We start from the raw sequence: 23,908 nt of genomic DNA, 5'->3' as shown, positions 1-23,908 counted from the left end.
AGGCTGCTCTCCCGCCCCTCGCGCCCCCTCTCCCAAGCGACGGCGACGCTCGTGCGCCCTCTCCCAAGCGACGGCGACGGCCACCCGCAAAGGAGACGGGCCCAGATCGGCGTTTTCGGCGCGGAAGCGTACTCCTGTACGCTGAGCACCGAAAACGCCGAGGTGGGCCCGGATCCGACGCGGGTGGCCGTCTCTTCTACTGAGGTTGGCCGTCGTGCTTGCAGGCCGAGCTGCAGCCGTCGCCGCTCTTGTTGTTCCCGTCGTCGCACTCCTCGTACAGGCTCTGCCGCACGCCGTCGCCGCAGTACGGGCCGTAGACGCACCCCGGCGCGCACTTGCCGTAGCCGCCGGTGTTCTTGCCGTCCCCGTCGTCGCACTGCTCGGGGCCGTTGACCACGCCGTCGCCGCAGCGCGGGCCGTACAGGCAGCTGGGGCCGCACTCGCCGTAGCCGCCGTCGTTCACGCCGTCGTCGCACTGCTCGCCGAGGTTGGTCTGCACCACCGAGTCGCCGCACTGGGCGCCGAGGCGGCAGTTCTCGCTGCAGCCGGTCGCCGCGTTCGGGGGATCGCACTGCTCACCCCAGTCCTCGTCGACGCGGCTGTCGCCGCACTTGGCCGCCGGCGTGCAGTCGGGGAAGCAGCTGCCGTAGAAGCCGTCGTTGACGCCGTCGTCGCAGGTCTCCGTGCCGTTGACGGCCGCGTCGCCGCAGTACGGCCCGTACGCGCAGTGCTGAGTGCACCCGTTGTAAGCGCCGTTGTTGTCGGCCTCGCCGAGGTCGCAGTCCTCCTCGTCGGGCTGGACGACGCCGTCGCCGCAGCGCGGGCCGTAGAGGCACATCGGCGCGCACTCGCCGTAGCCGCCGTCGTTAACGCCGTCGTCGCACTCCTCGCCGTAGCTCGCTTGCACCACGGCGTCGCCGCAGAGCGCCCCGAGCTGGCAGCCCACGCAGTTCGGGTCGGCCGGGTCGTCGCACTCCTCACCCCACTCGTCGTCGACGTTGCCGTCGCCGCAGCGCGGGGCGGGCGTGCAGTTCGGGTTGCACGTGCCGTAGAAGCCGTCGTTCCGGCCGTCGTCGCACTGCTCGGGGCCGTTCGTCGCGCCGTCGCCGCAGTACGGCCCGATCTCGCACTGGCGCGTGCAGCCGCCGTAGCCGTTCGCCGTGTTGCCGGAGCCGAGGTCGCACGCCTCGTACGGCGTGTTGACCGCGCCGTCGCCGCACCGGGGCGGAGCCACGCACCCCGGCGCGCAGGCGTTCGAGGCGTTGGCGTACGTGCTGTTGTTGACCCCGTTGTCGCAGGTCTCCATGCCGTTCCTGACGCCGTCGCCGCAGTACGGACCGAGCTGGCAGTTGTTGCACTGGCCGTAGCCCGTCCCGTTCTTGGTGCCGTCGTCGCACTCCTCGCCCGGCGTCACGACCGGCGGGTCGACCCCGCACTGCGGCGTGCACACCGACGTGCCGGCGCTGAAGCCCGACAGCGTGAGCTGGTAGTTCGACCCGGTGACGTGGCGCTCGGCCTGGAACACCGCGATCTCGTAGACCTTGCCCGGCTCGAGGTTCAGGTCGACGTCGTAGGGCGTGCGGGCGCCCGCAGGGCAGGTGTTCTGGGTGCAGGGGGTCACGCGGGCGTCGCCGTTGTCCAGGATGGTCACGCTCTCCTGGAGCTGCCCGTGGATGCCGCCGATGTCCGCGGTCAGCGTGTTCTTGATGAACACCCAGACGTCGTCATCGCCGAAGAAGGTGAGCACCGGATCGGCCGCGGCGCCGTTCGGCGTGAACTGGAACCAGTACCGGACCTCGCTCGTGAAGTAGTAGTTGTGCGAGGGGTTGCTCTGCTGCGCCTTCTCCAGCCCGGCGGAGACCAGGTTGTTGCTGAGCACGGGATCGCCGTTCGGCGGGGTGGGGTCCACGGGCCAGAACGGGCTCCGCTGGTACACGTACCTTCCGGCCTGCGGGGTCAGCTCGATGGAGGTGACGAGCGTCCTGTTGTACGTCGGGTTGTCCCGGTACCACCACTGGAAGTTGTTCTGCCCCGTGGTCCAGCCGTTCGCGTCGCTCGGCGTGACGAAGCCGGGGCCGAACCTGCTGACGGGCTTGCCGGCGGCGTCGAGCGTCGGCTGGACCATTTGGTCGATCTGATTGCCGCTGGGATCGATCTCGAAATCGAAGTGCCCGACGAGGGTGTCGTTCAGGTTGTTGTCGCACGCGCTGTTGCTGACGGTGCGATCGTACGAGGTCGGGCACCAGCCGATGAAGTCGCGGATGACCATCGGCAGCCGCATCTCGGTGGGCTGAACGGTGCAGGCGTAGCCCGGCTCGATCGTGCACGTGGCGGAGCAGCCGTCGCCGCTCGCGGTGTTGCCGTCGTCGCACGCCTCGGTGGGGTCGCCGGGCAGGAGGATGCCGTCGCCGCACCTCGAGATGCACGCGCCGCCGCTGCAGTTCGGCTCGCCCTTGCAGTCCGGCGTGCAGCCGTCGCGCCAGTTGCCGTTGCCGTCGTCGCAGGCCTCGGTGCCCTCGCGGACGCCGTTGCCGCAGACGGAGTAGCCCGTGCAGTCCTGGGGCGCGGCGCTATTGCACACCCGCCCGGGCTCGATGCGGCACGTATCGTCGCAGCCGTCGCCGGAGAGGAGATCGCCGTCGTCGCACTGCTCGGCGCCGCGCTTGAGCCCGTCGCCGCAGATGGTCTTGCAGGGGAACCCGACGCGCGAGCAGTCCCAGCCCGTCTCGATCGTCTGGCAATCGGCGCTGCAGCCGTCGCCGCTGGCCGGCGGCTTCTGCCCGTCGTCGCACACCTCGGTGCCGCCGATCTTGCCGTCGCCGCACACGGGCGGCGGCGGCGGGGTGCAGCGCCCGCCGGCCGGCGGGCACGTCCAGCCGACCTCGATCTTGCACTGCGCGGTGCAGCCGTCGCCGCCCGCGGGGGACGCCCCCCCGCCGTCGTCGCACTGCTCGCCGAGCTGCACGACGCCGTCGCCGCAATAGGTCCTCACGGTGCAGGGCTGGCCCGGCCTGCAGACCCAGCCCTCCTCGAGCCGGCAGTCCGCGCTGCAGCCGTCGCCGCTCTCCGGCGGGTCATCGCCGTCGTCGCACTGCTCGTTGCCGCTCACGCGGCCGTCGCCGCACTCGTAGAGGGGGAGGCAGGGCTTGCCCGGCTCGGGGCACACGTACGCCGGGTCCTTCACCTGGCAGTCGGCGCTGCAGCCGTCGCCGTCCGCGGCGTTGCCGTCGTCGCAGAGCTCACCCGGCTGCACCTTGCCGTCGCCGCACGCGATCAGCCGCACGCAGGGCGATCCGGGGGTCGGGCAGTTGTAATAGGGCTCCTGCCGGCACAGGCTCGAGCAGCCGTCGCCGCTCGCGGTGTTGCCGTCGTCGCACCCCTCGCCGGTCTCCTTGGCGCCGTTGCCGCAGACGGGCAGCCGCGTACACGGCTGACCGGGCCGGCTGCACTGGAACCCCGCCTCGCGCTTGCAGTCCGCGCTGCAACCGTCGCCGGACGCGGGCGGGTCGTCGCCGTCCTCGCACTCCTCCGAGCCGTTCACGCGGCCGTCTCCGCAGTCGTAGAGCAGGATGCACGGCTCGCCCGGCTTCGGGCACACGTACGAGGGGTCGACGTAGTAACAGTCGGCGCTGCAGCCGTCGCCGTCGACGTTGTTGCCGTCGTCGCAGAACTCGCCGGGGTCGACGACGCCGTCGCCGCACGCGATGGTCAGCTCGCAAGGCTGGCCCGGCGTCGGACACGCCCAGTAAGGCTCGATCTGGCACTGCCCGGAACAGCCGTCGCCCGGCAGCGTATTGCCGTCGTCGCAGGCCTCGGACGCCTGGTTCAGCGCCGCGTCTCCGCAGGCGGGCCCGGGAGGCAGGAAGCACTCGGGGGGCGGATCATCGACCGCGCACGGGTCCGGCGCACCGCCGCCGTTGCCGCCGAGCCCGATGCCGCTGCCCACCGTGAAATCGGGCTCACCGCCGGTGCCGCCGGCGCCGCCGACGCCAGGCCCGCCTCCGCCGGAGTTCGCGCCGCTCCCGGAGCCGGTCGCCTCGCTCGTGGTCGCGCCGCCCCCGCCGCAAGCGACCGTGATCTGAAGCAATCCCACCGCCAAAGCCAGATAAGAAGTCCTTAAACCCACGGCCACCTCGATAACGCACGTTGCGCTCCGCCCGAGCAAACGGCGCTAGACACACTTTATCGTAAAAGTGCACCCCGGCTCCAGGCGAAATCGGCGGCGCTGCTGTGCTCGGCGCAGTCTTCATCGCGCTCGCCATCGCGCTCGCCGCCGGTAGCCGCCTCGGTTCTGCGCCTCGGCTTCCACCTCGGCTCTGCACCTTGGGTCTCGGCGCAAATTTCGATAATAATGTCTATTTCCACCGTGACTCAACTCGGCTTCTGCCGAGGAGCTCGCGGCGTGATGTCGAATCGAGCACGGCCGGAGTTCGATCTTGACATCGCCGGGCTCGCTGCGGATCAGCGCAGCGGCGGCGAGGTGCACGCACCTCGGGCCGGACGCGACTGGCCGTCTCAGGCGGGCAGCGACTGGCCGTCGATCCGAGCCGGCCTGCGCCGCGCGACCTCGATCCCGGAGATGCAGACGGCCAGCCACACGGTGCCTGCGGCGAACCCCGCGAGCACGTCGCTCAGGTAGTGCACGCCGAGGTACATGCGGCTGAAGCCCATCGCCACGGTCCAGCCGAGCGCGAGCGCGACGAGCGCGAGGCGAGCGCGCAGCGTCCGGAGGAACAGGAGGCCCAGGTACGAGAGCATGCCAAAGGCGACGAACGTGCCCATCGAGTGTCCGCTCGGGAAGCTCCACCCCGCGGCCACCGCGAGCGGATCGGCGAACGTCGGCCGCGGCCGGGTGAACAGCGCCTTGAGCGCGGTGTTGAGGAGCCCGCCGCCGGCGAGCGCGAAGAGCCACCCGACCGCGAGGACGCGCCGGCCCCGCCTCAGCAGCGCCGCGGCCACGACGACCGCGAGCAGGGCGAGCGCCCAGAAGGTGCCGAGGAGCGTGAAGGCGCGGAGCGCCGCCACGCCGGCGCTGCTCGACGACGCGTGGAGCGCGCGCGCGAGCGCGAGATCGACGCCCACGATCGGCTCGCCGTCGCGCACCCCCTCCGCGAGCCAGACGAACACGAGCGCGGCCATGCTGAGCGCCAGCCCGAGGCCGAGGTGGATCACGAGGTACTCGGCCGCGGAGAGCTCGCGCAGCACCCTCGCGATCGCGGGGAACCGGGCCGAGAGGCGCCGCGTGACCGGGTGCGCGGCCGCCGCGGCGTAGGCCCGGACGGCCAGCGCCCACAGCGCCCGCGCGTGGCGGCCGGAGAGGCGCGCGACCGCGACGAGCCCAAGGAGCACCCCCACCGTTCCGGTCACGAGCAGCGCGAGCAGCAGAAAGGGCCGCGCGCCGACCGCCGAGGCCAGCTGCTCGGCGGGGAGGCCCAGCGCTTCCATAGAGGGGGCTCTAGCACGCGGCCGCGCCGCGGAGCTCGCTCAGGGGACGAGCGACACGACGGCTTCCGGCGCCGCGAGGTCGCTGATGTTGGCGACCCGGATCTCGTCCTCGGAGACGGAGTGGACGTGGTCCTCCATGAAGACGCTCCGCTTCACGAACGACGTCGCGCTGCTCCACCAGTTCCCGCAGCTCGGGCCGTTCCCGTCCGCGCTCGCGTCGGGCAGGCGGGTGGGGCACCCCGCCGACGGACGTGAAGCCCGCGCCGGGATCCACCTTGTAGACGAGCAGCCCGCTGAACGTCATCGTGTCGCCGAAGTCGCCGCCGCTCCCGCCCTCGCAGATGACCATGGGGATCCCGAGCAGCCCCCGCTGGGTGAAGTAGTTGAACGCGAGGTGGTTGGTCGCGGCGTCGCTCGCGTAGCCGCGCGTCCCGATCACCTCCTTGTGCGTGAGCGTCGGCGCGTCGAGATCCGTCACGTCGAAGATCTGGAGCAAGATCCCCTGGAACCAGGCGAAGTCTCCCTGGTCGTCGGCGTCGTAGCCGATGCTCATGACGTGCCCCTCGTCGATCATGTGCATGTACGTCGAGAAGCCGGGGATCTTCAGCTCGCCGCGCACCCTCGGCGCCTCGGGCTCCGAGAAATCGATGGTGTAGAGCGGGTCGGTCTTCTTGAAGGTCACGACGAACCCGACGTCGCCGTAGAAGCGGGCGGATCGGATGTCCTCGCCGGGAGCGAGGTGGTCCACCATCCCCTTGACCACGAGCTCGCCGTCCTCCTGCTTAGCGGGGCCGCGTCGAGGAGGGCGATGTTCTTCTCCAGGAGCTTGTCGTACGCGCTGTTCACGGCGGCCACCGTGGACGGGTTGACCCCTTGGTCGGACAGGGAGCAGACATCGAGTCCCTCTGGCCAGGTAGAGAGTCCCTCCACCAAGTCGGCCTCGTCGACGTCCGCTTCCTGCGTGTTCGTCGTCGAGTACTCCTTGGCACCCCCGAGGGAGCGATGGTCGAGCCCGACGAGGGAGCGATGAAGGAGTGATGAAGAGGTGATGAAGAAGCTGGAGCTCACGTCGTATGCTGCGCAGGCCGCCCGCTGGCCCTCCGCAGGGCGCCACATCCTCGCGCAGTTCGACGCCGAGACCATCGTGGTCTATCAGGCGTACCGTCCGTCGATCGCGCGCCACGCGGCCCTGCACCAGCGGCTCGGAGGGCCGGAGTTCAGCTTTGGCCGCATGAGCTGGATCAAGCCGAACTTCCTCTGGATGATGTTCCGCTCGGGCTGGGGCACGAAGCCCGACCAGGAGGCGGTGCTGGCCATCCGCATCCAGCGCTCGGGGTTCGACGCGATCCTGGCGGCCGCGGTGCCGTCGAGCTTCGTGCCCGACCTGCACCCGAGCCAGGAGGCATGGAAGAGCGATCTCCAGGGCTCGGACGTGCGGCTCCAGTGGGATCCGGACCACCATCCGTCGGGCGCGCCGGTCGCGCGGAGGGCGATCCAGCTCGGTCTGCGAGGCGCGATGCTGCGACGGTTCGCCGAGGAGTGGACGGTGGGCGTGGAGGACATCTCGGAGCTCGTGGCAGCGCAGAGGGAGGTGCTGCGCGGCCGGGGTGCCGGACAGATCGAGATCCCGCGGGAGGAGGTGTATTGGCCGACAGCGGCGGAGGCGGCGAGGCGGGTTGGGATAGAGCGCTGGGAGGCGTAGCGCGCGGACGTCGTGCTCCGGACATGGCCCGGCAGCGCAAGGGAGAAGCCCTGGCCATGGTAGCGGCGCTCCCCTACTGTCCGCGCCAATGGCCTCCACCTCTCTCGGCTTCGCCGAGTCCCGCCAGCAGCGCATCGCCCAGGTCCTGCTGTTCGTCACCCCGGCGCTGTTCACCGCCAACATGCTGCTGGCCCGCGCCACAGCCGATTTCATCCCGCCGGTGGCGCTGGCGGAGCTTCGCTGGACGGGCGTCGTGCTGGTGCTGCTCCCCTTCTGCGGCCGCGAGCTGTGGCGCGCCCGCGCCGCGCTGCGGCGGGACTGGGCCCGATATGCCCTGCTCGGCCTGCTGGGCATGGGCATCTGCGGCGCCGGCGTCTATTACGGCGCCGCCACCACCACGGCCACCAACATCGGCCTGATTTACGCCGTCTCGCCGGTGATCATCATCCTGCTGTCCCGGGCCATGTTCGGAGAGCGGCTCAGCCGGCGCCAGGGCCTGGGCGCGGCGCTGGCGCTGGCCGGCGTGCTGGTCATCGTGCTGCGCGGCGACCCGGCGGCGCTGCTGGCGCTCAGCTTCAGCACCGGTGACCTGATGATCCTCGGCGCCGCGATCTCCTGGGCGCTTTATACGGTGCTGCTGAAGCGCTGGCCCGATCCGCTGGGGGTCCAGGCGCGCCTCACCGCGATCGCGCTGGCCGGGGCGATCCTCCTGCTGCCGCTGCTCGGCTGGGAGCTGGCCAGCCGCGGCGCGCCGCAGTTCGATCTGCGCACCATCGCCACCGTGCTGACCCTGGTCCTGGTGCCAGGCGTCGGCGCCTATGCCACGTACGGTTATATCACCGAGCACCTCGGCCCGAGCCGCACTGGCCTGCTGCTCTATCTGTCGCCGGTCTATACCGCCGTGCTGGCCTGGCTCCTCCTCGGAGAGGCTTTTGCCCTCTACCATTGGCTCGGCGCAGCGCTCGTATTGCCGGGCCTCTTCTTCGCCACCCACAAGCCGAAGGCGACCTGAGCACCCCGCGCCTCGTTTGGCGCCGTAGTGCCCTGCGCCTCATTTGGCGCCATGGCGAGAGGGGCCCGCTCCGAGCCCAGGAGCTCCGCCGAGCGGGCCGCGTCCGCGACCTCGGCGAGCTGGTGCGGTTCGCGGAGGACGCCGGTTACGCGACCGCGTCGGGCGTCGGCGTTCGCGGAGAGTCGGGCGTCGGCGTTCGCGGAGACGAACGCGCTGGGCTCTGCCTGGAGGGCCCGGTCGGGGAACATCTTGCCGATCCGGGTGTTCCAGCTCGGCGCGGATCCGTGCGCCGCGTTCGAGCTCGAGCGCACCGCCCCGCCTGCTTGACAGAATCCCCCGTCGGCACCAGACAGATTGTTCTAGATGATGATGAAGACCACCCTGCCCGTCGTGCTCTTGACAGCCCTCGCCGTCGCGACCGCCGGTTGCGATACAGGCGGCGGGCGGTCCAAGGACCGGTGGGCGACCACCGAGAACACCAACGTCGAGCTCGACTTCGACAAGGTCAACGAAGCCTACAAGGCGGCCGAGGGGCCCGAGGACTTCGAGCGGCGCGTCAACGAGATCTACCAGGGGAGCGAGGTCATCAGCGTCGCCGTGCAGGACCTGGACGCCAAGACGCAGGTCGTCACCGGGTTCTTCGACAAGAACAGCGACGGCAGCGTGCAGGACCCCGAGAAGGTGTTCACGATCCGCCGTGACGTCTCCGGCGAAGGCGCCGCGCAGATCCAGACGTCCGGGTTCGGGCCCTACGGGTACTACCACTCGCCGGTGATGAGCCTGGCGTCGGGCATGCTCCTCGGCGCCATGGTGTCGTCGGCGCTGCGCCCGAATTACGTGCCGGTGTACACGCAGCCGTACGCCACGCCGCCCGGCCGCTCGCTCGATCTGCGATCGCACCGCGAGGCGTACCGCGCCTCGAACCCGTCCAGCGTCGACCACAGCAGGTCGTCGCAGACCGGGCGGCGCTACAACAACGCTGGCGGCAGCCGCTTCGGGAGCGGCAAGTCCGGCGCCGGTTCGCGCTTCGGCGTCCGCCGCGGCGAGCGGGGCCGCAGGCCTGAGCGCCTGGTCGCGTAGCCGCGCGCCGGCCGCCGCGATGCAGCCCCTGCGAAGCATCTCCGAGCTCCCGTTCCGCTGCCGTCCCGCGCTGGAGCTGCTGAACCTCGAGCAGCACCGCGACGAGCCGGACGTGGAGTCCACGCAGTTCGGCTGGTGCCGGCTGGACGCGCTCTGGCTGGACGGCCGCGCGGATCGAGCGCCGCTCCGGGTGACCGACGCGCTCGTCGTGGCCGTGCACTCCGCGGACGAGCCGGAGGTGCTGCCCGATGACGTGGAGCTCGAGTTCTTCGTCGAGGAGGTCGCCAAGGACTACTCGGTGACCGTGCTCCTGTCGGCGTTCCTCGAGCGCTGGCTGCCGGCCGCGTTCTCCGGCGAGCGCGCCATCGTGCTCGCCATGTGCAACCCCCACGCCGCGCGCATCCGGCGGCCGGAGGCGGCGGGGCGCACCCCCGTGTACTACGCCGACGGCGACGTCGACGCGTGGCTCGACACCGACCCAGACGGTCGCCGGCACATCCGCCTCGAGGCCGATGCCTGGCGCACCGCGGAGTGAGGCGATGTTCGAAGGACGCAGACAGCCTATCGTGTCGCGCGAGCAGAAGCTGGTCTATGCCGGCATCTACGTGCTGAAGAAGATGGACCTGAAGCCCGCCGATGGAGGCATGGAGATACCGCTCGTGCTGCCGTCCGAGCTGAGCCCGCTGGAGGACGTCCTGCAGGAGCTCGTGAACGCGGACCTCGTCGAGGTCAACCGCCGCAAGGCGCGGTTCGAGCTCACCAAGAAGGGGCTGGCCTACCTCGGCGAGATCATCGATGAGGCGGAGGCGCTGGTCGACGAGTTCGACGACGAGTCGCTCGAGGACGCGGTGGCCGAGCTCCGCAGGCGAAACGTGGACGTGCTGCGGGCCCGGTTTTTGTGGGGCTGGTACGACGGCGAGCTGGACGATCTGGTGCTCTTCCAGCAGCGCCGGGGCGCGACGCCGGTCGAGCAGTGGTGGGCAGACTACCTCATGAGCGACGCGTTCTACGAAGAGCTGAGGCGCGACTACGAGTGAGCGCGAGGGCGGCCGTCAGCGCGGACGGGCGCGCTCCCCCATCAGCCGCGTGAGGAGCCGCGCCAGCTCGGCGCGCTCGCTAACCGAGATCCGCGCCAGCCTTCGCCCGAAGGCGTCGTCGAGGATCGCCCGCGCCGCCTCCATCGCCTTGCGCCCCGAGCGGGTGAGCGTCAGGCGAAAGCGCCGCAGATCGCCCGCCTCCGTCTCGCGCTGGATGAAGCCAGCCGCCTCCATCCGCTTCACCATGAAGGTGATCGAAGGCTTGGGCGTGAGCAGCACGCGCGCGAGCTCGGCAGGATAAGGGTGATCGTCGAGCTTGCCGAGGAGGAGGAACTCCTTCATCTCGAGCCCCAGCGCGCGCACCTCGGGCTCCACCTCGGCCATGACCGCCATGCTGAACTCGAAGTTCAGCGTCCAGAGCTCCCAGGGCGAAGGCTTGTCCATGTTCTCTCTGCTCGCGCTTGACGATGGAGCGGTGCAGGGCTACTAGTTTAATATTGAACTGTTCGAAACGGAACAAGTTCCGGAGGTGATGCGATGCCGCTCGATCATTATGTCACGCTCGGTCGTTCGGGTCTGCGGGTGAGCCCCTTTTGCCTCGGCGCCATGACGTTCGGCGAAGACCTGGGCTGGGGGAGCAGCGTCAAGGACTCCGAAGCCATCCTCGACCGCTTCATCGAGCTCGGGGGGAACTTCATCGATACGGCGAACCTCTACACCAAGGGGCACTCGGAGAAGATCATCGGTGATCACCTCGGCCACGACCGGCAGAAGCGCGACCGGCTGGTGATCGCCACGAAGTTCAGCGGAAACCTGTACGTCGGCGATCCCAACGGCGGCGGCTCGAACCGCAAGTCGATCCTCGCCGCTTGCGAGCAGTCGCTCCGCCGGCTGCGCACCGACTACATCGATCTCTACTGGCTGCACAACTGGGACAAGTTCACGCCGATCGAGGAGACCATGGCGGCGCTCCACGATCTCGTCCAGTCGGGGAAGGTCCGTTATATCGGCGTGTCCGACACCCCCGCGTGGAAGGTGACTCAAGGGCAGCTCATCGCTCAGTTCCGCGGATGGGCGCCGTTCGTCGGGCTGCAGATCGAGTATTCGCTCCTCGAGCGGACGGTCGAAGGGGAGCTGATTCCCATGGCCCAGGAGCTCGGGCTGGGGGTGACGCCGTGGTCGCCCCTGCGGAGCGGGATCCTGAGCGGCAAGTACACGCGGAAGAACGCCGCGACGGTCAAGCCGGAGGGGCGGCAGTGGACCGCGAGCTACCTCGACGAGAGGAGCTACACGGTGATCGACGAGCTCGAGCGGATCGCCAAGCAGCTCGAGACCACGGTCGCGCGCGTCGCCCTCAGCTGGGTGCAGGCGCGTCCGGCGGTGTCGTCCACGATCATCGGGGCGCGCACGCTGGCGCAGCTCGACGACAACGTGAGGGCGCTCGAGGTGAAGCTCACGCCGGAGCAGACGGCGGCGCTCGACGCGCTCACCGCTCCGAAGCTGAACTTCCCGGCCGATTTCCTCAATCTGGCGCACATGATCCAGGCCGGGGGGACGACGATCAACGGGCAACCGTCGCAGCTCATCCCCTTCGGCGTCACGAAGAAGGGGGATCATTACTGACGAGTAACCTCGACCACGGCGCGATCCGCGCGACGCGAGCGCGCGGCATGGGAGGCGCCGCCCGGGCGTTTTGATAGTCTCGCCCCTCGCCTCGTGGACACTCCCGCCCGCCGCCCGCTCTTCCCTCACATGCCCGCGCTCGACGGGCTGCGCGGGCTCGCCCTGCTCGGCGTCCTCTTCTTCCACGCGAACGGGATGCTGCGCGGCGGCTTCCTCGGCGTCGATCTCTTCTTCGTCCTCTCGGGCTACCTCATCACGTCGCTCCTCCTCGCGGAGCACGAGGCGCGCGGCGCGATCTCGCTCAAGGACTTCTGGATCCGCCGCGCGCGCCGGCTCCTCCCCGCGCTCCTCGCGCTCGTCCCGGTCGTCGTGCTCCACGGGCGCCTCTTCGGGCCGCCGAGCGCGCTCGCCGGCCTCCGCGCCGACGTCCTCGCGACGCTCGGCTACGTCGCGAACTGGCGCGCCATCTATGCGCACAGGAGCTACTGGGAGATCTTCACGTCGCGCTCGCCGCTCGAGCACACGTGGAGCCTGGCGATCGAGGAGCAGTTCTACGTCGTCTGGCCGCTCGTCATCGTCCTCGTGCTCTCGCGGTGGGCGCGCCGCGGCGTGCTCGTCCTCACGCTGGCGCTGGCCGCGCTCTCCGCGATCGCGATGCTCGTCCTCTTCGCGCCGGAGAGCACGACGCGCGTGTACATGGGCACGGACACGCGCGCCTCCGGCATCCTCCTCGGCGCCGCGCTCGCGACGGTGCTCACGCCGCGCGCCGCGCTCTCCGCGGGCGCGGTGCGCCTCCTCGACGGCGCCGGCGTGATCTCGGCGATCGGCCTCGCGATCGCGTGGTCCGTGTTCGACGGCCAGTCGTGGCTCCTCTACCACGGCGGGTTCTGGCTCACGGAGCTCGGGGCCCTCGTCCTCATCGCGTGCGCGGTGCAGGGCTCGCGGAGCCTCGTCGCGCGCGCGCTCGCGTGGCGCCCGCTCGCGTGGGTCGGCACCATCAGCTACGGCGTCTACCTCTGGCACTGGCCGGTGCACGTGTTCGTGTCGAGCGATCGCCTGCACGGCCCCGCCCTCACCGCGCTCCGCTTCGCGATCACCTTCGCGGTCGCGCTCGTCTCCTACCGCTTCCTCGAGAGGCCGATCCGCGAGCGCGGGCTGCCGAAGGGGCGCTCGTTCTGGGCGGTGCCGGCCGGCGTCACGCTCGGCCTGCTCATCGCCGTCCGTGCGACCCACGCGCAGGACGGCGAGGCGCCGAAGGGCTCCTCGATGATCAACGCGCTCGTCAGCGCGGTCGTGAAGGACGAGGCCAGCTTCCGCGTCGTCGTCGTCGGCGATTCGACCGCGAACACGCTCGGCTGGGCGCTCCGCGGTCTGCAGGAGCGCGGGCTCGCGGTGGACCTCCACGGGCGTGACGGCTGCACCATCATGGCGGACCTCTGCGGCATGACCGAGTGGCCCGCGCTCCTCGCGCAGGCGAAGCCCGACGCCGCGGTCCTCTACCTCGGCGGCGCCTTCATGCACGGCATCACGGTGAACGACGAGTGGACGAAGGCGTGCAAGCCGGCGTGGCACGAGCGCTTCGAGGCGAACCTCGTCACCAACCTCGACGAGCTCCGGAATCCGCACGTCCGCGTCTGGATGGCGACCGTCCCCTACGCGCTCGGCGACTGGGAGACGAAGGACGTCCATGAGCAGGTCACGTGCATCAACCGCTCGATCCGGAAGGTCGTCGCGACGCTGCCCGACGTCGCGCTCCTCGACCTCCAGGAGCACATCTGCCCCGCGGGCGAGTGCCGGCGCATGTACGAGGACGGGGCGATCCGGCCCGACGGCGTGCATTTCACGATCGAGGGGGCGCGCGGCGTGGCGCGGTGGACGCTCGCGGAGCTCCGCGCGAAGCCGCGCGTGACCGGCTCCGCGGCGGACTCCGGGCCGCCCCGCTGAGCGGGCACGCCTCCTGGATGAGCCGCCGGTCCGCCTCGAGAGTCGGAGAAAGCGCGCCGTGAGGTGGAGCTGCAGAGATACGAGGCGCTGTTCCACGCATTCCTCGAGTACATGCCTGCCATGATGTTCGCCAAGGATCGGGACAGCAGGGATGTCGTGATCAACGCTCAGCGACCATCGCCATCATCGACATCACGATCACGGGGGTGAGCGCCGTCGCCGGCCGGTCGTCCAGGCCGGCCGCAGCCAACGAATCGACCGCTCGCCTGTCACTTTCCGGCGCCTCTACCGTAGAGGAGGGTGAGCCCCGCGATGAGCTTTCTCTGGCCCTCCCGCGATGACCACCACTGCGAGCTGATCGAGGCGTCCCGGCGCGGCGATCGCGGCGCGTTCCGGGCGCTCTACCTGGAGCTGTACGACCCGGTGGCGCGCTTCGCTTCGCGACGCGTGCGCCGGCGAGAGGACGCGGAGGATCTGGTCGCGCGGGTCTTCCACAGGCTGCTGGAGCGGCTGGGAGAGTTCGATCGGCGCAAGGGGACGCCGCGGATGTTCGTGCTGGCCATGGCCAGGAACCTGGTCATCGACCACCTGCGGGCGGCGCGGCAGGAGGCGCCGGTCGACGATCTCGCGGGCGTGCTCGCGGACGAGTCAGGGACGCCGCTCGACGCGCTCGTGCGGGGCGAGGAGCTCCGCGCGGTCAGGGAGGCGCTGGCGGAGCTCGGGGCGGAGGCGAGGGAGGTGCTGGCGCTGCGGTACGGCGACGGGCTGAAACACCAGGAGATCGCGGAGCTGCTCGGGCTCCGTGCGGACGCGGTGAAGCAGCGGGCGTCGCGGGCGCTGCGCGAGCTCAAGGCGCGGCTCGAGGCGCGCGCCGAGCAGGACGCGGGTGAGTCCCGCGGAGAGGGTGTTTCCAATGCTGGACTTTGAGGTGCGACGAAAGCTGCGCCGGCTGCTCGGGGAGCCGGCGCCGCTGAGGCCAGAGCACGCGCGCGAGCTCGAAGGCGAGCTGATGGCGGCGTTCGGCCAGCTCTACCCCGAGCAGGAGGTGGTCCCGATGAAGCGGCTCTGGTTGCGCAAGGCGCTGGTGGTGGCGGCGGCGGCAGTCGTGTGCGGGGCGGCGGCGTGCGTGGCGCCGGCGGACGTGGAGGTGCCCGTGGGACGGAGCATCAGCATCGAGGTGGCCGACGGCGCGGAGCTGCCCGAGCCCGAGGCGCTCATGGCAGCCGTGCGCGGCGAGGGGAAGACGGCGCGGAGGGCGCGGGTCATGGTGCGGGGGCGGCGCGGCGACGGGGCGACGACCCTGACGCTCGATGTGTGGGGCGACGAGGTGCCGGAGGGCGACGTGGCCGAGCGGATCCGGGCGGCATTCCCGGCGCTCGCCGGCGCGGAGATCCGGGAGGACGTGCTGGCGGGGACCGTCCGCGGGACGCTGGGAGCAAAGCTCGGGCATGAGCTGCTCGATCTGGACGTGCTCGACAAGGACGACGTGGAGGCGGCGCGGCGGCAGGTGATGGAGCAGCTCGCGGCGCAAGGCGTCGAGGGGAAGGTCGACGTGCAGATCGAGGGAGACGGAGAGAAGCGGAAGGTAAAGGTGCAAATAAAGCTGGAAGCCCCCCCGCAGGACGAGGCGGAGATGGCACCTCCGCCGTAGCCGAACGAGGCGGAGATGGCGCCTGCGCGGTAGCCGAACGAGGCGGAGATGGCGCCTCCGCCGTGGCCGAACGAGGCGAAGGGGTGTCCGCGGAGCTCGGCAGCGCGCGCAGGTCACGCGCTCGTCGCCCGATGAATCCCGAGAAGACCGCGCCTGCTCACGCTTGCTCGGGCACGCCTCCCGGGACGCGCGCGGGCAGCGGAAGCTCGACGCCCTCGGACAGGTTGCCCTTGCCGGGCACGTGGTTGATCTCGAGCCGGATGCCGTCCGGATCCTCGAACAGGATCGAGTAGTATCCGGCCGCCCACGCGCCGTCCTGCGGCGCGTGCACGAGCTTGCCGCCGAGCGCGGCCAGCGTGCTCTCGAAGAACGCGTGGAATGCGTCGATATCCTCGCGGCTGCGGGCGCGGAAGCACAGGTGGTGCAGGCCGGGCTTGTACTGGTGAAAGCGGGCGCCGGCGTGCTCCGGGTTCACGGGGCGAATCAACAGGCCGGTCTTGCCGCCGATGTAATAGAGCATGGGCCGCTCGTTCTCGCTGCCCGGATCGTCGTACTGGCACTGCATCTCGAAGTGCTCGCACAGCGCGCGGTAGAACGCGCGGCTGCGCGGGAAGTCCGTGACCGACAGCTGGATATGGGCGATTCCGGCGAGGTTCATGGCGACCACGGTAGCCCGGATCCGACCGGTGGAGCGCTCTTCGTGGTGTCGTCCGGGGTGTCCGCGGAAGCGGCGAGGACCAATCCAGTTGCGGCGCCCCAGGGGGTGTGGCTAAAAGGCGGAGAACGATCCCCGGCGGAGAAGCAAGAACGAGATGCGAATTCCCAGCAGCCTGATGTCTCTGGCCGACGAGGGGCTCATCGAGGAGGTCGTGCGCCCGCTGATGAGCGGCAAGGAAGCGGAGGTCTTCCTGGTGCGCTCCGGCGGCGAGCTTCGGGTGGCCAAGGTCTACAAAGAGGCGCAGGACCGGACCTTCAAGAACCGGGCGGAGTACACGGAGGGGCGCAAGGTGCGCAACAGCCGCGATCAGCGCGCGATCAACAAGCGCTCGCGCCATGGTCGTGCGCAGGACGAAGCGGCCTGGAGATCGACCGAGGTGGACATGATCTTCCGCCTGCGCGGCGCGGGGGTGCGCGTCCCGATACCCCACCATTTCATCGACGGTGTGCTGATCATGGAGCTCATCACCGGCGCCGACGGCGGCCCGGCCCCGCGGCTCGCCGAGGTGCGCCTGAACCCCGACGAGGCGGTGTGGGTCTTCGACCGATTGCTGGCAGAAGCGGTCCGGATGCTGAGCGCCGGGGTCGTGCACGGCGATCTGTCCGATTTCAACGTGCTGATGGGGGCGGACGGGCCGGTCATCATCGATTTCCCGCAGGCAGTGGACGCTTCCAGCAATCAGAACGCGCGAAAGCTGCTGCTGCGCGACGTCGACAACCTCCAGCGCTTCCTCTCTCGGTTCGCTCCCAATCGACAGCCCCGCCCTTACGCGCAGGAGATGTGGGAGCTCTACTCGTGCAGCCAGCTCACGCCCGAGACACGGCTGAGCGGCCGTTTCCGGGCGTCTTCGAGGCGGGTCGACACCGAGTCGGTCCTGGAGCTCATCGGCGATGCCAACCGCGACGAGCGCCGCCGCCGTGAGGCGCAGGGGCTGAGCATGCGGGGCGTATCGTCCCCGCCTCGTAAGGTCGAGGTGGTGATTCTACCGAGCAGCCCGCGAGACCGCGCGCGCCGGAACGCTCAGGGAGCACAGGCGGGCGGCGCGGCGAACATGCGCCCGGCACAGGCGGGCGGCGCGGCGAACACGCGCACAGCACAGGCGGGCGGCGCGGCGAACACGCGCCGGACTTGACATCTCCGAGCCGCTTGCTGGTGTTCACAGCGAGAGCTCACAGCCCAGGTTCACCGTGAAGAACAGCTGCACCGGCGTGCTCTCGGCAAGCCGCGGGAACTGGGTGAACTTTGCCGGCGAAATCCGCGTTCGATGCCGGGCTCAAATCGCCTTGTCGTCCGAGCTCCCGGAGGGCGCGTCCGGCGTCGCACCCTCGCTGCCGGCCGGCGGTTCCCCCGGCCGTGCCTTCTGATCCACGAGAAAGAGGACCACGTCCACCGCGCCCCCCACAGCGCGGTTGACGAGTCGGATCGCCCCGTGGACGCCGGACAGCGTCGTGTCGTGGATGAGCCGGATGCCCCTCACGGGCGCCTGGATCGGGGGAATCTGCTCCAGCAGGTCGAAGGGCAGCTTCGCCGCGTGCTTCTGGAGGCGCTCCACGCGCCGGGAGCCGTGGTCGACCGCGTCCTGCACGAGGTCCTTCAAGCCGCGCCACCGGTCCATCACACCGCCTCCTCGCACCACGCGCGGATCTGCGCGTAGACGTCCGGGTCGTGAGCCAGGCGCAGGTGTCCGAGCGACGGCATGATCCGCGCGTGCTCTTGAGGGAAAGGCGAGCACCGGTCCTCGGCGACCGCCCGCCCGGTGGCGCTCCGCAGCGAGACCATCGCGTCCCCGAACAGGAGGGAGAGCCTCGGGTCGGCCGTGAGTGCGCCGGCGATGAGGTGATGGCGAATGTGGGGGAGCAGGGGCACGGGATGGCGGCGATTCTGGAGCAGAGCGTTCGCGCCGGCGCCCTCCCAGTCCTCGCGGCGGAGATTGGCATAAGCCAGATCTTTCATCCCGCCGCTGCGGAGGTTGACGATGTCGGCGATGAGCTTCGTGTACGGATTGTCGATGCTCGCGAGCGCCCACGTGACCACGTTACCAAAGCGCTCCAGCGGGGCGCCGAGGTGCGGTGTGCCGAGATAGAAGGCCCGCTTGACGAGGGGCAGCCACCGTCGATCCTTGTCGCTCGCCGCGTGCGCGGCGCTGCGCGCGACGAGGCCGCCCATGCTGTGGCCGATGAGGGCCAGCTCCTCGACGGCAACAGGATAGGCAGAGACGAGCTGTTCGAGGAGGACATCCAGGGCCTCGCCGTTCTCGGAGACACGGAGGCCGCTGTTGTACCGCACATAAAGCGGCGTGTACCCGAGGTCGCGCGCAAGGAGCGATCCGTACGTCTCGCCGTCCGGCATCGTCCAGACTTCCTCGGTGCTCATCAGCCCGTGCACGAGCACGACGACGCGGGACGTGGCCTGGGCAGAGACGGCCGCGGGAAATGCCCTGGCAAGCGGCACGGGGTGCCCGTCGCGGACGAGCTGCATCGCGGTCGCGAGGCCGTTGCTGGTCCGCTTCAGGTAGTCGCCGAGGACCCCGTTGAGCACCCCGACGACCCGCTCCAGGTGGTTTCCCATGCGACGATCCGGCCGCATCCTGGCACGGATCGGCGCCGGGGGCGACGCCGGGCCCCGCTGCGCCGGACGGTGGCCCTCGGTGGCGGACATGCTGGGCGTGACGCTCAAGCCCGATCAGACCGACGGATCCGCGACGCGAACAGGCGGCGTCGCTGAGCTCAGGCGTGGCCTTCCCTGAAAAACCCGCGCAGGGATTGCGCGACGAGCTCGGGGCTCCCTCCCCGATCGGCGTTCCAGGGAGCCTCGTGACCGACGCCTTCGAGTTCTGTCCGCTGGACCCTGGGGAGGATCGTCTCCAGCGCATCGAGGGCGTTCTTCAGGTACCTTGGGCTCTTCGTACCTCCGAGCAGGAGGATCTCGGCTTCGATGGCCTTGAACGAGGTGATGCTTCCTCCCCTGTCGACGACCATCTTGAAATCGAAGCGCATCGCCGGGAGCAACTCGCGCACCGGCGCGTACTGTCCTGAGCCCCTCCTGTCGTCCAGGCGGAGAAATCCCCTCGTCGCCAGCGCGAGCAGCGGGCGCGGGATCGCGGCGAGGAACCCCGGGGCGAGACGCACGATGTTGCTCACCGTGACGAGCGCCGAGGCCAGCTGCCCGCGGCGGATCTCGTCGTTGAAGCGAGCGATCTCATCAAGGGGCACTCCCTCGAGATAAAACGGGGGCTCGTAGACCGCCGCCTTGCGGACGGAGGGCAAGGCGCGCGCGGCCTCGAGCGTGATGATCGCTCCCGAGCTGAGCCCGAACACGAGCTGAGCGCCGCTTCGCGAGAGGAGGCCGTCGAGATCCTCGACCTCTCTCTCGATGGAGTGCCCGGCGTCGTACTCCCGCGGGCTCATGCCCCGCCCCCGCCTGTCAGGGAGGTAGACCGTGAAGTCGTTGGCCAAGGCCCTCGCGAGCTGGTCGTAGTTGGCGGCGGTCCCCATCGCTCCTTGCACCAGGATGACGCCGGGACCTCGGCCGATCTGGCGGTAGCCGATCGTGGTGCCGTCCCTGGAGGTCACGGCGCCCGCCGCGTAGGGTTCTTTCGATGTCGAAGAGCGGCCCACTCGGCCGCTTCGTGCTTCCGTCACCATCGCGCGCTCCTTCCCGGCCCCTTGTGAATGAGCTCGGAGACGTTCGCGAAGCTGACGCGGATCTCCGGGCGGTCTCTCTCGAGCCCCTTCAGGGCCTCATCGACGAGCTTCGCGGCGCTCATGAGCGGCGTGCCCCGGAGGTGTTGCCTTGGAGTTTCATGATTGGACCTCTTCTTCGAGCTCCGAGGGAGCGTTCACGCGTTCGACGCCTCCGCCAGCGCCGCGATCCACGGAAAGGAGTACGGCGGCGCAAACAAAAATGCTAATGGATAGTCGTGATGGGGAACATAAACGATGGTTATGGTCGCGATCTCGACCTGAACCTGCTCCGCGTGTTCGTGGTGGTCGCGGAGGAAGGGAGCCTCACGCGCGCTGCGTCGCGCCTCTACGTGACGCAGCCGGCCGTGAGCGCCTCGATGCGGAGGCTCGCGACCTTCGTCGGCGCAGAGCTCATCACCCGTCAGGGTCGCGGCGTCGCGCTGACGACGCGCGGCGCCGCGCTGCTCGCGGCGGCGCACGCGCACCTCACGCCGCTCATCGCCGCCGCGACGGCGGCGCCGCGCTTCGATCCGAGGCTCTCGACCGCCACGATCCGGTTCGGGCTCGCCGACGGCCTGGAGTCCGTGATCCTCCCGAGGTTGATAGCCCAGCTCCGCGCCGAGGCGCCGCGCATGCAGTTCATCGTGCTGCCCGTGCAGTTTCGGACCGTCGAGGAGAGCCTGCTCTCGAGCAAGATCGACTTTGCCGTCACCGTGGCGGACGAGCTGCCGAAATCCATCCTCCGCCAGCCGCTCACCGCGCACCCGAGCAGGCCGAAGGCGTTCGTTTGCCTGTACGACGCGCGCTTCACCAGGCTCCCACGCCCGCTCACCGAGCGCGCTTACTTCGCCCAGGAGCATATCGTCGTCTCGTATGCCGGCGACACGCGAGGCGTCGTGGAAGACGCGCTGGGCAAAGCCAGGACGGTCCGCGTCTCCGTGCACTCCTTCGGCTACATCGCGGACCTCGTCGAGGGCTCTCCCCTCGTGGCCACGGTGCCGTCGTTGCTCGCTGGCCACCTCATCCGGGCGCGGTCGCATCTGCGCGCGGTCCCCGTGCCGTTCTCTCTCGAGGGCGCGCGGCTCGAGCTCTTGTGGTTGCGCGCCACCGACGGCGATCCGGCGAGGCGGTTCATCCGCGACGTCGTGGCGAACGTCGTCGGATCGCTAGAGGGGAAGGGCGCAAAGCCGCTCGCCCGCTCCGGCGCGGTGAAGCGCACGCGGTGAAGGAGAGTCGATCGCCCGCAGGCTGGCTGCGAGACGCAGTTCGACGCGCTCTCGAACGTCCACCAGAGGGGCGTCTTCTTCCTCTCGCTGAAGCTCCTGCCGCTCGTTGCGCCCCCGAGATGGGCTGGCTGAACGCAACTCCGGGAGGCTACGAAGATGCTGGCCGGGTTGGTGCGCTGGAGGCTGGCTGCTGAACGCGCAGGGGCACGGCGCGTGACCCGCGGTGGCACGATGCTGGGCGCGGGCGCGCCGGGCACCACGAGATCGCCGCGTGGCCGTACCGCCGGCCGCCCGACGGCTTCCGGAGGCCGTGTGCGCTCAGGAGCCGGTCGTCGCGAGCAGCTCCCTGGCGTCGCTGACGGCGGCAGCGCGGCGGACCCAGCGGTCCAGCTCGGCGATATCCGTGCTCGCAAGGACGCGCTCCCGGACCTCGGCAGGGACCTCCAGCCCGCGGGCCTCGAGGAAGGCGAGCACGGCCTGCGCCTTGGCTTCGAGGAGCCCCTCCTGCCGCCCCTTCTCCACGCCCTTGGCCACGTAGCTGCGCGCGAATTCGCTCTGAAACTCGTATCCGCTCTTCATCATCGCCTCCAATGTCCGCCTCGCCGCTGCGTTCAGCGAGGATAGCACCAGGTCCCCGTAGACGGCGCGGCGCTCCTCATCGATCCCGGCTGCCGCCGCCAGGAACGCCACGCCGATCGCCTCAGCCGCTTCACCCTGCCCGTGCGCCATCGCCGAGAGCACGACCACCTCGGGCGCCGCCGTCGCCTGCTCGGCGTCGGTGACGACCGGGACGCCCTCGGGCCCCAGCACCAGCGGGGTCAGCGTCAAGCCGGGGTGGCCCGTGTCGATCGGCCGCGAGCACCACCTCGCGATCTCGGCATCGATCGTCACGACCAGCAGCTGGGTCGGGCAGCGGTGCCGGGCCCTCGTCTGCACGACGTACACCGGCCAGACGTACGGCTTCTCCGGATCCACGCCGAGTTGGACCTCGACCACGATCGCCATCGCGGGCCGCTGCTGTTCGCCGACCAGCAGCACGAGGATGACATCCGCGCGCCGGTCCGAGGGCAGGATCTCGGTGAGGTCGGAGGACACGACGCGCGCCTCCGTGAAGGCCGGTACAGGCTGGCCGAGCGCGTCGTGCAGCATCTCGGCGGCGAGCGTCGGCCGGTTCTTGAACAGCTCCACCAAGGCTTCATGGGTCACGGAGGGCATCGGGGCGTTTCTCGGGTGGTTACAGCCACGCTGGACATGCTGGCTCTCCAGGCGGTATGCCAAGCTCATGCGTGGGGCCCGCAGGGGCCGGAGCAGCCGTGTCCTGCTCTTCAATTCCGGGCACCTCCCTCGAGCTGTCACGCCGTGTGACCTGCGTGCGCCCCGACCCCAGGGCACGGGCTCGACGAGAACGAGAGTGGCGCTCGGGTTGCGCGATCTTCCGCGAGCCTTGAAGCGATCTCCGGCGGCGACCCGACCCACCTGGAGAGACGTGTGAAGCTCGCCCTCTGAGCGCCTGGGCACACGCAGCGTGTCGTTCGTGGCTATCTGCCCGACAGCGCCCTCGCCAGCCGCCCCGCCAGGTCGCCTTTCGGCTCCACCCGCACGCGCTCCAGCCCCAGCCACGCGGCCATGGTCCGCAGCTCGCCCGCCAGCCGTTCCGGCGTCTGCGCGCCCGCCCAGGGCTCGGCGTGGCTTGCCTGCACGACCAGCACGCCCGCCTTGCGATCCGCCTTCAGGTCGACCCGCGCGGTGATCGCATCGCCCTCGAGGAACGGCAGCACGTAGTAGCCGTGGGTCCGCTTCTCCGCGGGGGTGTAGATCTCGAGCCGCACCCGCACGCCGAACATCCGCTCGGTGCGCTCGCGGAACCAGATCAGGTTGTCGAAGGGCGAGAGGAGGGCACAGGCCTCGATCCGCCGCGGCCGCCGGGCGGCGGGATCGAGGAAGGCCGGCTCCCGCCAGCCCTTCACGCCCACGGGGATCAGCTCACCGGCTTCGACGAGCTCGGTCACCCGCGCCTTCGTCTCGGCGACCCCCATGCGGAAATGGTCCCGCAGGTCCCGCTCGGTCGCCACGCCCGAGGCCCGGGCGGCGATGCGGATCAGCGCGCGCTGTGCGTCCTCGCGCGCGGGCGTCGGCGCCTCGATCACGGCCCTGGGCAGCACCTTCTCCGGCAGGTCATACACCCTCTCGAAGGTCCCCCGCCGGGTGGCGGTCGTCAGCGCGCCGATCCAGAACAGGCACTCGGCCGCCCGCTTGGCGTCGCTCCAGCCCCACCAACCGCCCGGCCCCTTCGTGCCAATCTCGAGCTCGGAGGCGGCCAGCGGCCCGCGCTCGCGGATCTGTTCCAGCGCCCGGTCCACCACCGGCCGGTGCTCGCGCAGGAAGCGCGCCACACCCTTCCAGACGCCCACCCCGTCGTGCGCGTCGGCCATCCGCCAGCGCAGCAGCGGCTGGGTGGTGAGCGGCAGCAGCGAGGCCTCGTGCGCCCAGTACTCGAACAGCGGCCGCTTCCTCGCCCACGCGAGCTCCTCCAGCATCGGCCGCGGATAGGCCCCCAGCCGCGAGAAGGCCGGCAGGTAATGGGTGCGCGAGACGACGTTGACGCTGTCGATCTGCACAACGCCCAGCCGCTCGATCAGCCGGGTCAACTGCTGCTTCGTCGTCGCCGGCCCGGGTCGCTCCGCCCGGAAGCCCTGCGCCGCCAGCGCGATGCGCCTGGCCTCCGCCGCCGACAGGGTGTCCTTCATCCGCGCCTTCCGTCCGTTGGGGCCCGCACCCTAGCTGGCC

The 23,908-nt window shown here is 70.3% G+C and carries 21 protein-coding genes and 1 pseudogene; 11 read left to right on the top strand and 11 right to left on the bottom strand.

Going from position 1 to position 23,908, the window contains the following annotated elements:
* Window positions 1–196 precede the first annotated feature (196 nt).
* From WMF29_RS47280 to WMF29_RS47270, 3 genes are all read right to left on the bottom strand, one after another.
* Entirely contained in the window at window positions 197–4,087 is a 3,891-nt protein-coding gene (locus tag WMF29_RS47280; protein ID WP_437331251.1) for a DUF4215 domain-containing protein, read from the bottom strand.
* 428 nt (window positions 4,088–4,515) lie between these two features.
* Window positions 4,516–5,445: a phosphatase PAP2 family protein gene (locus tag WMF29_RS47275; RefSeq protein WP_437326598.1), complete on the bottom strand. Its 930-nt coding sequence runs from the start codon at window positions 5,443–5,445 to the stop codon at window positions 4,516–4,518.
* A gap of 10 nt (window positions 5,446–5,455) precedes the next feature.
* Window positions 5,456–6,208, bottom strand: a complete 753-nt coding sequence (locus tag WMF29_RS47270) for a beta-propeller domain-containing protein (RefSeq protein ID WP_437326597.1) — start codon at window positions 6,206–6,208, stop codon at window positions 5,456–5,458.
* Between the two features lie 285 nt (window positions 6,209–6,493).
* On the opposite strand from WMF29_RS47270, the gene WMF29_RS47265 reads away from it, so the two are divergent.
* The 5 genes from WMF29_RS47265 (at window position 6,494) to WMF29_RS47245 (ending at window position 10,276) form a co-directional block, all read left to right on the top strand.
* Window positions 6,494–7,147: a DUF4291 domain-containing protein gene (locus tag WMF29_RS47265; RefSeq protein ID WP_437331250.1), complete on the top strand. Its 654-nt coding sequence runs from the start codon at window positions 6,494–6,496 to the stop codon at window positions 7,145–7,147.
* An 88-nt stretch (window positions 7,148–7,235) separates the two neighbouring features.
* A complete protein-coding gene (locus tag WMF29_RS47260; protein ID WP_437326596.1) occupies window positions 7,236–8,159 on the top strand; it encodes a DMT family transporter in 924 nt (307 codons plus the stop codon).
* 363 nt (window positions 8,160–8,522) lie between these two features.
* Window positions 8,523–9,239 (top strand): hypothetical protein, encoded by a 717-nt coding sequence (locus WMF29_RS47255; protein WP_437326595.1) that lies wholly within the window; start codon window positions 8,523–8,525, stop codon window positions 9,237–9,239.
* Window positions 9,240–9,258: 19 nt separating this feature from the next.
* Window positions 9,259–9,774 (top strand): hypothetical protein, encoded by a 516-nt coding sequence (locus tag WMF29_RS47250; protein WP_437326594.1) that lies wholly within the window; start codon window positions 9,259–9,261, stop codon window positions 9,772–9,774.
* Window positions 9,775–9,778: 4 nt separating this feature from the next.
* Entirely contained in the window at window positions 9,779–10,276 is a 498-nt protein-coding gene (locus WMF29_RS47245) for a hypothetical protein (protein WP_437326593.1), read from the top strand.
* A 15-nt stretch (window positions 10,277–10,291) separates the two neighbouring features.
* Here WMF29_RS47245 and WMF29_RS47240 read toward each other — a convergent pair whose 3' ends face one another.
* Window positions 10,292–10,720, bottom strand: a complete 429-nt coding sequence (locus tag WMF29_RS47240) for a MarR family winged helix-turn-helix transcriptional regulator (RefSeq protein ID WP_437326592.1) — start codon at window positions 10,718–10,720, stop codon at window positions 10,292–10,294.
* Window positions 10,721–10,813: 93 nt separating this feature from the next.
* Between WMF29_RS47240 and WMF29_RS47235 the strand changes: the two genes are divergently transcribed.
* From WMF29_RS47235 to WMF29_RS47220, 4 genes are all read left to right on the top strand, one after another.
* Window positions 10,814–11,899, top strand: a complete 1,086-nt coding sequence (locus tag WMF29_RS47235; RefSeq protein WP_437326591.1) for an aldo/keto reductase — start codon at window positions 10,814–10,816, stop codon at window positions 11,897–11,899.
* A gap of 93 nt (window positions 11,900–11,992) precedes the next feature.
* On the top strand, window positions 11,993–13,843 hold the full coding sequence (locus tag WMF29_RS47230) for a DUF459 domain-containing protein (protein ID WP_437326590.1): 1,851 nt from the start codon (window positions 11,993–11,995) through the stop codon (window positions 13,841–13,843).
* Window positions 13,844–14,155: 312 nt separating this feature from the next.
* The gene (locus WMF29_RS47225; protein WP_437326589.1) at window positions 14,156–14,770 is read left to right on the top strand and encodes an RNA polymerase sigma factor; all 615 of its coding nucleotides are present in this window, start codon (window positions 14,156–14,158) and stop codon (window positions 14,768–14,770) included.
* The gene (locus WMF29_RS47220) at window positions 14,757–15,494 is read left to right on the top strand and encodes a hypothetical protein (protein ID WP_437326588.1); all 738 of its coding nucleotides are present in this window, start codon (window positions 14,757–14,759) and stop codon (window positions 15,492–15,494) included. Before WMF29_RS47225 ends, WMF29_RS47220 begins: the two co-directional genes overlap by 14 nt.
* A 157-nt stretch (window positions 15,495–15,651) precedes the next feature.
* Here WMF29_RS47220 and WMF29_RS47215 read toward each other — a convergent pair whose 3' ends face one another.
* A complete protein-coding gene (locus WMF29_RS47215) occupies window positions 15,652–16,152 on the bottom strand; it encodes a VOC family protein (protein ID WP_437326587.1) in 501 nt (166 codons plus the stop codon).
* Window positions 16,153–16,306: 154 nt separating this feature from the next.
* Between WMF29_RS47215 and WMF29_RS47210 the strand changes: the two are divergent.
* A pseudogene (locus tag WMF29_RS47210) lies at window positions 16,307–17,176 on the top strand (PA4780 family RIO1-like protein kinase); the annotation flags it as partial.
* 309 nt (window positions 17,177–17,485) lie between these two features.
* Here the strand turns inward: WMF29_RS47210 and WMF29_RS47205 are convergent.
* From WMF29_RS47205 to WMF29_RS47190, 4 genes are all read right to left on the bottom strand, one after another.
* Window positions 17,486–17,827 carry a hypothetical protein gene (locus WMF29_RS47205; RefSeq protein ID WP_437326586.1) on the bottom strand — a complete coding sequence of 114 codons (342 nt, stop codon included), beginning with the start codon at window positions 17,825–17,827 and terminating at the stop codon, window positions 17,486–17,488.
* A complete protein-coding gene (locus tag WMF29_RS47200; protein ID WP_437326585.1) occupies window positions 17,827–18,780 on the bottom strand; it encodes an esterase/lipase family protein in 954 nt (317 codons plus the stop codon). Before WMF29_RS47200 ends, WMF29_RS47205 begins: the two co-directional genes overlap by 1 nt.
* Window positions 18,781–18,938: 158 nt before the next feature.
* Window positions 18,939–19,784, bottom strand: a complete 846-nt coding sequence (locus tag WMF29_RS47195; protein ID WP_437326584.1) for an alpha/beta fold hydrolase — start codon at window positions 19,782–19,784, stop codon at window positions 18,939–18,941.
* A gap of 65 nt (window positions 19,785–19,849) precedes the next feature.
* On the bottom strand, window positions 19,850–19,978 hold the full coding sequence (locus tag WMF29_RS47190) for a hypothetical protein (protein WP_437326583.1): 129 nt from the start codon (window positions 19,976–19,978) through the stop codon (window positions 19,850–19,852).
* A gap of 156 nt (window positions 19,979–20,134) precedes the next feature.
* Between WMF29_RS47190 and WMF29_RS47185 the strand changes: the two genes are divergently transcribed.
* On the top strand, window positions 20,135–21,121 hold the full coding sequence (locus WMF29_RS47185; RefSeq protein ID WP_437326582.1) for a LysR family transcriptional regulator: 987 nt from the start codon (window positions 20,135–20,137) through the stop codon (window positions 21,119–21,121).
* Window positions 21,122–21,439: 318 nt separating this feature from the next.
* Here the strand turns inward: WMF29_RS47185 and WMF29_RS47180 are convergent, their stop codons facing one another.
* Together WMF29_RS47180 and WMF29_RS47175 are read right to left on the bottom strand one after the other, a co-directional pair.
* Entirely contained in the window at window positions 21,440–22,336 is an 897-nt protein-coding gene (locus WMF29_RS47180) for a hypothetical protein (RefSeq protein ID WP_437326581.1), read from the bottom strand.
* A 323-nt stretch (window positions 22,337–22,659) separates the two neighbouring features.
* A complete protein-coding gene (locus tag WMF29_RS47175; protein ID WP_437326580.1) occupies window positions 22,660–23,868 on the bottom strand; it encodes a winged helix-turn-helix domain-containing protein in 1,209 nt (402 codons plus the stop codon).
* Between the last annotated feature and the right edge of the window lie 40 nt (window positions 23,869–23,908).

Origin of the sequence: Sorangium sp. So ce381, from assembly GCF_051473845.1 — a bacterium.
Lineage (GTDB): Bacteria > Myxococcota_A > Polyangia > Polyangiales > Polyangiaceae > Sorangium > Sorangium atrum.
Note: the sequence above shows the minus strand (reverse complement) of the source record. Positions and strands in the feature narration are given on the sequence as shown.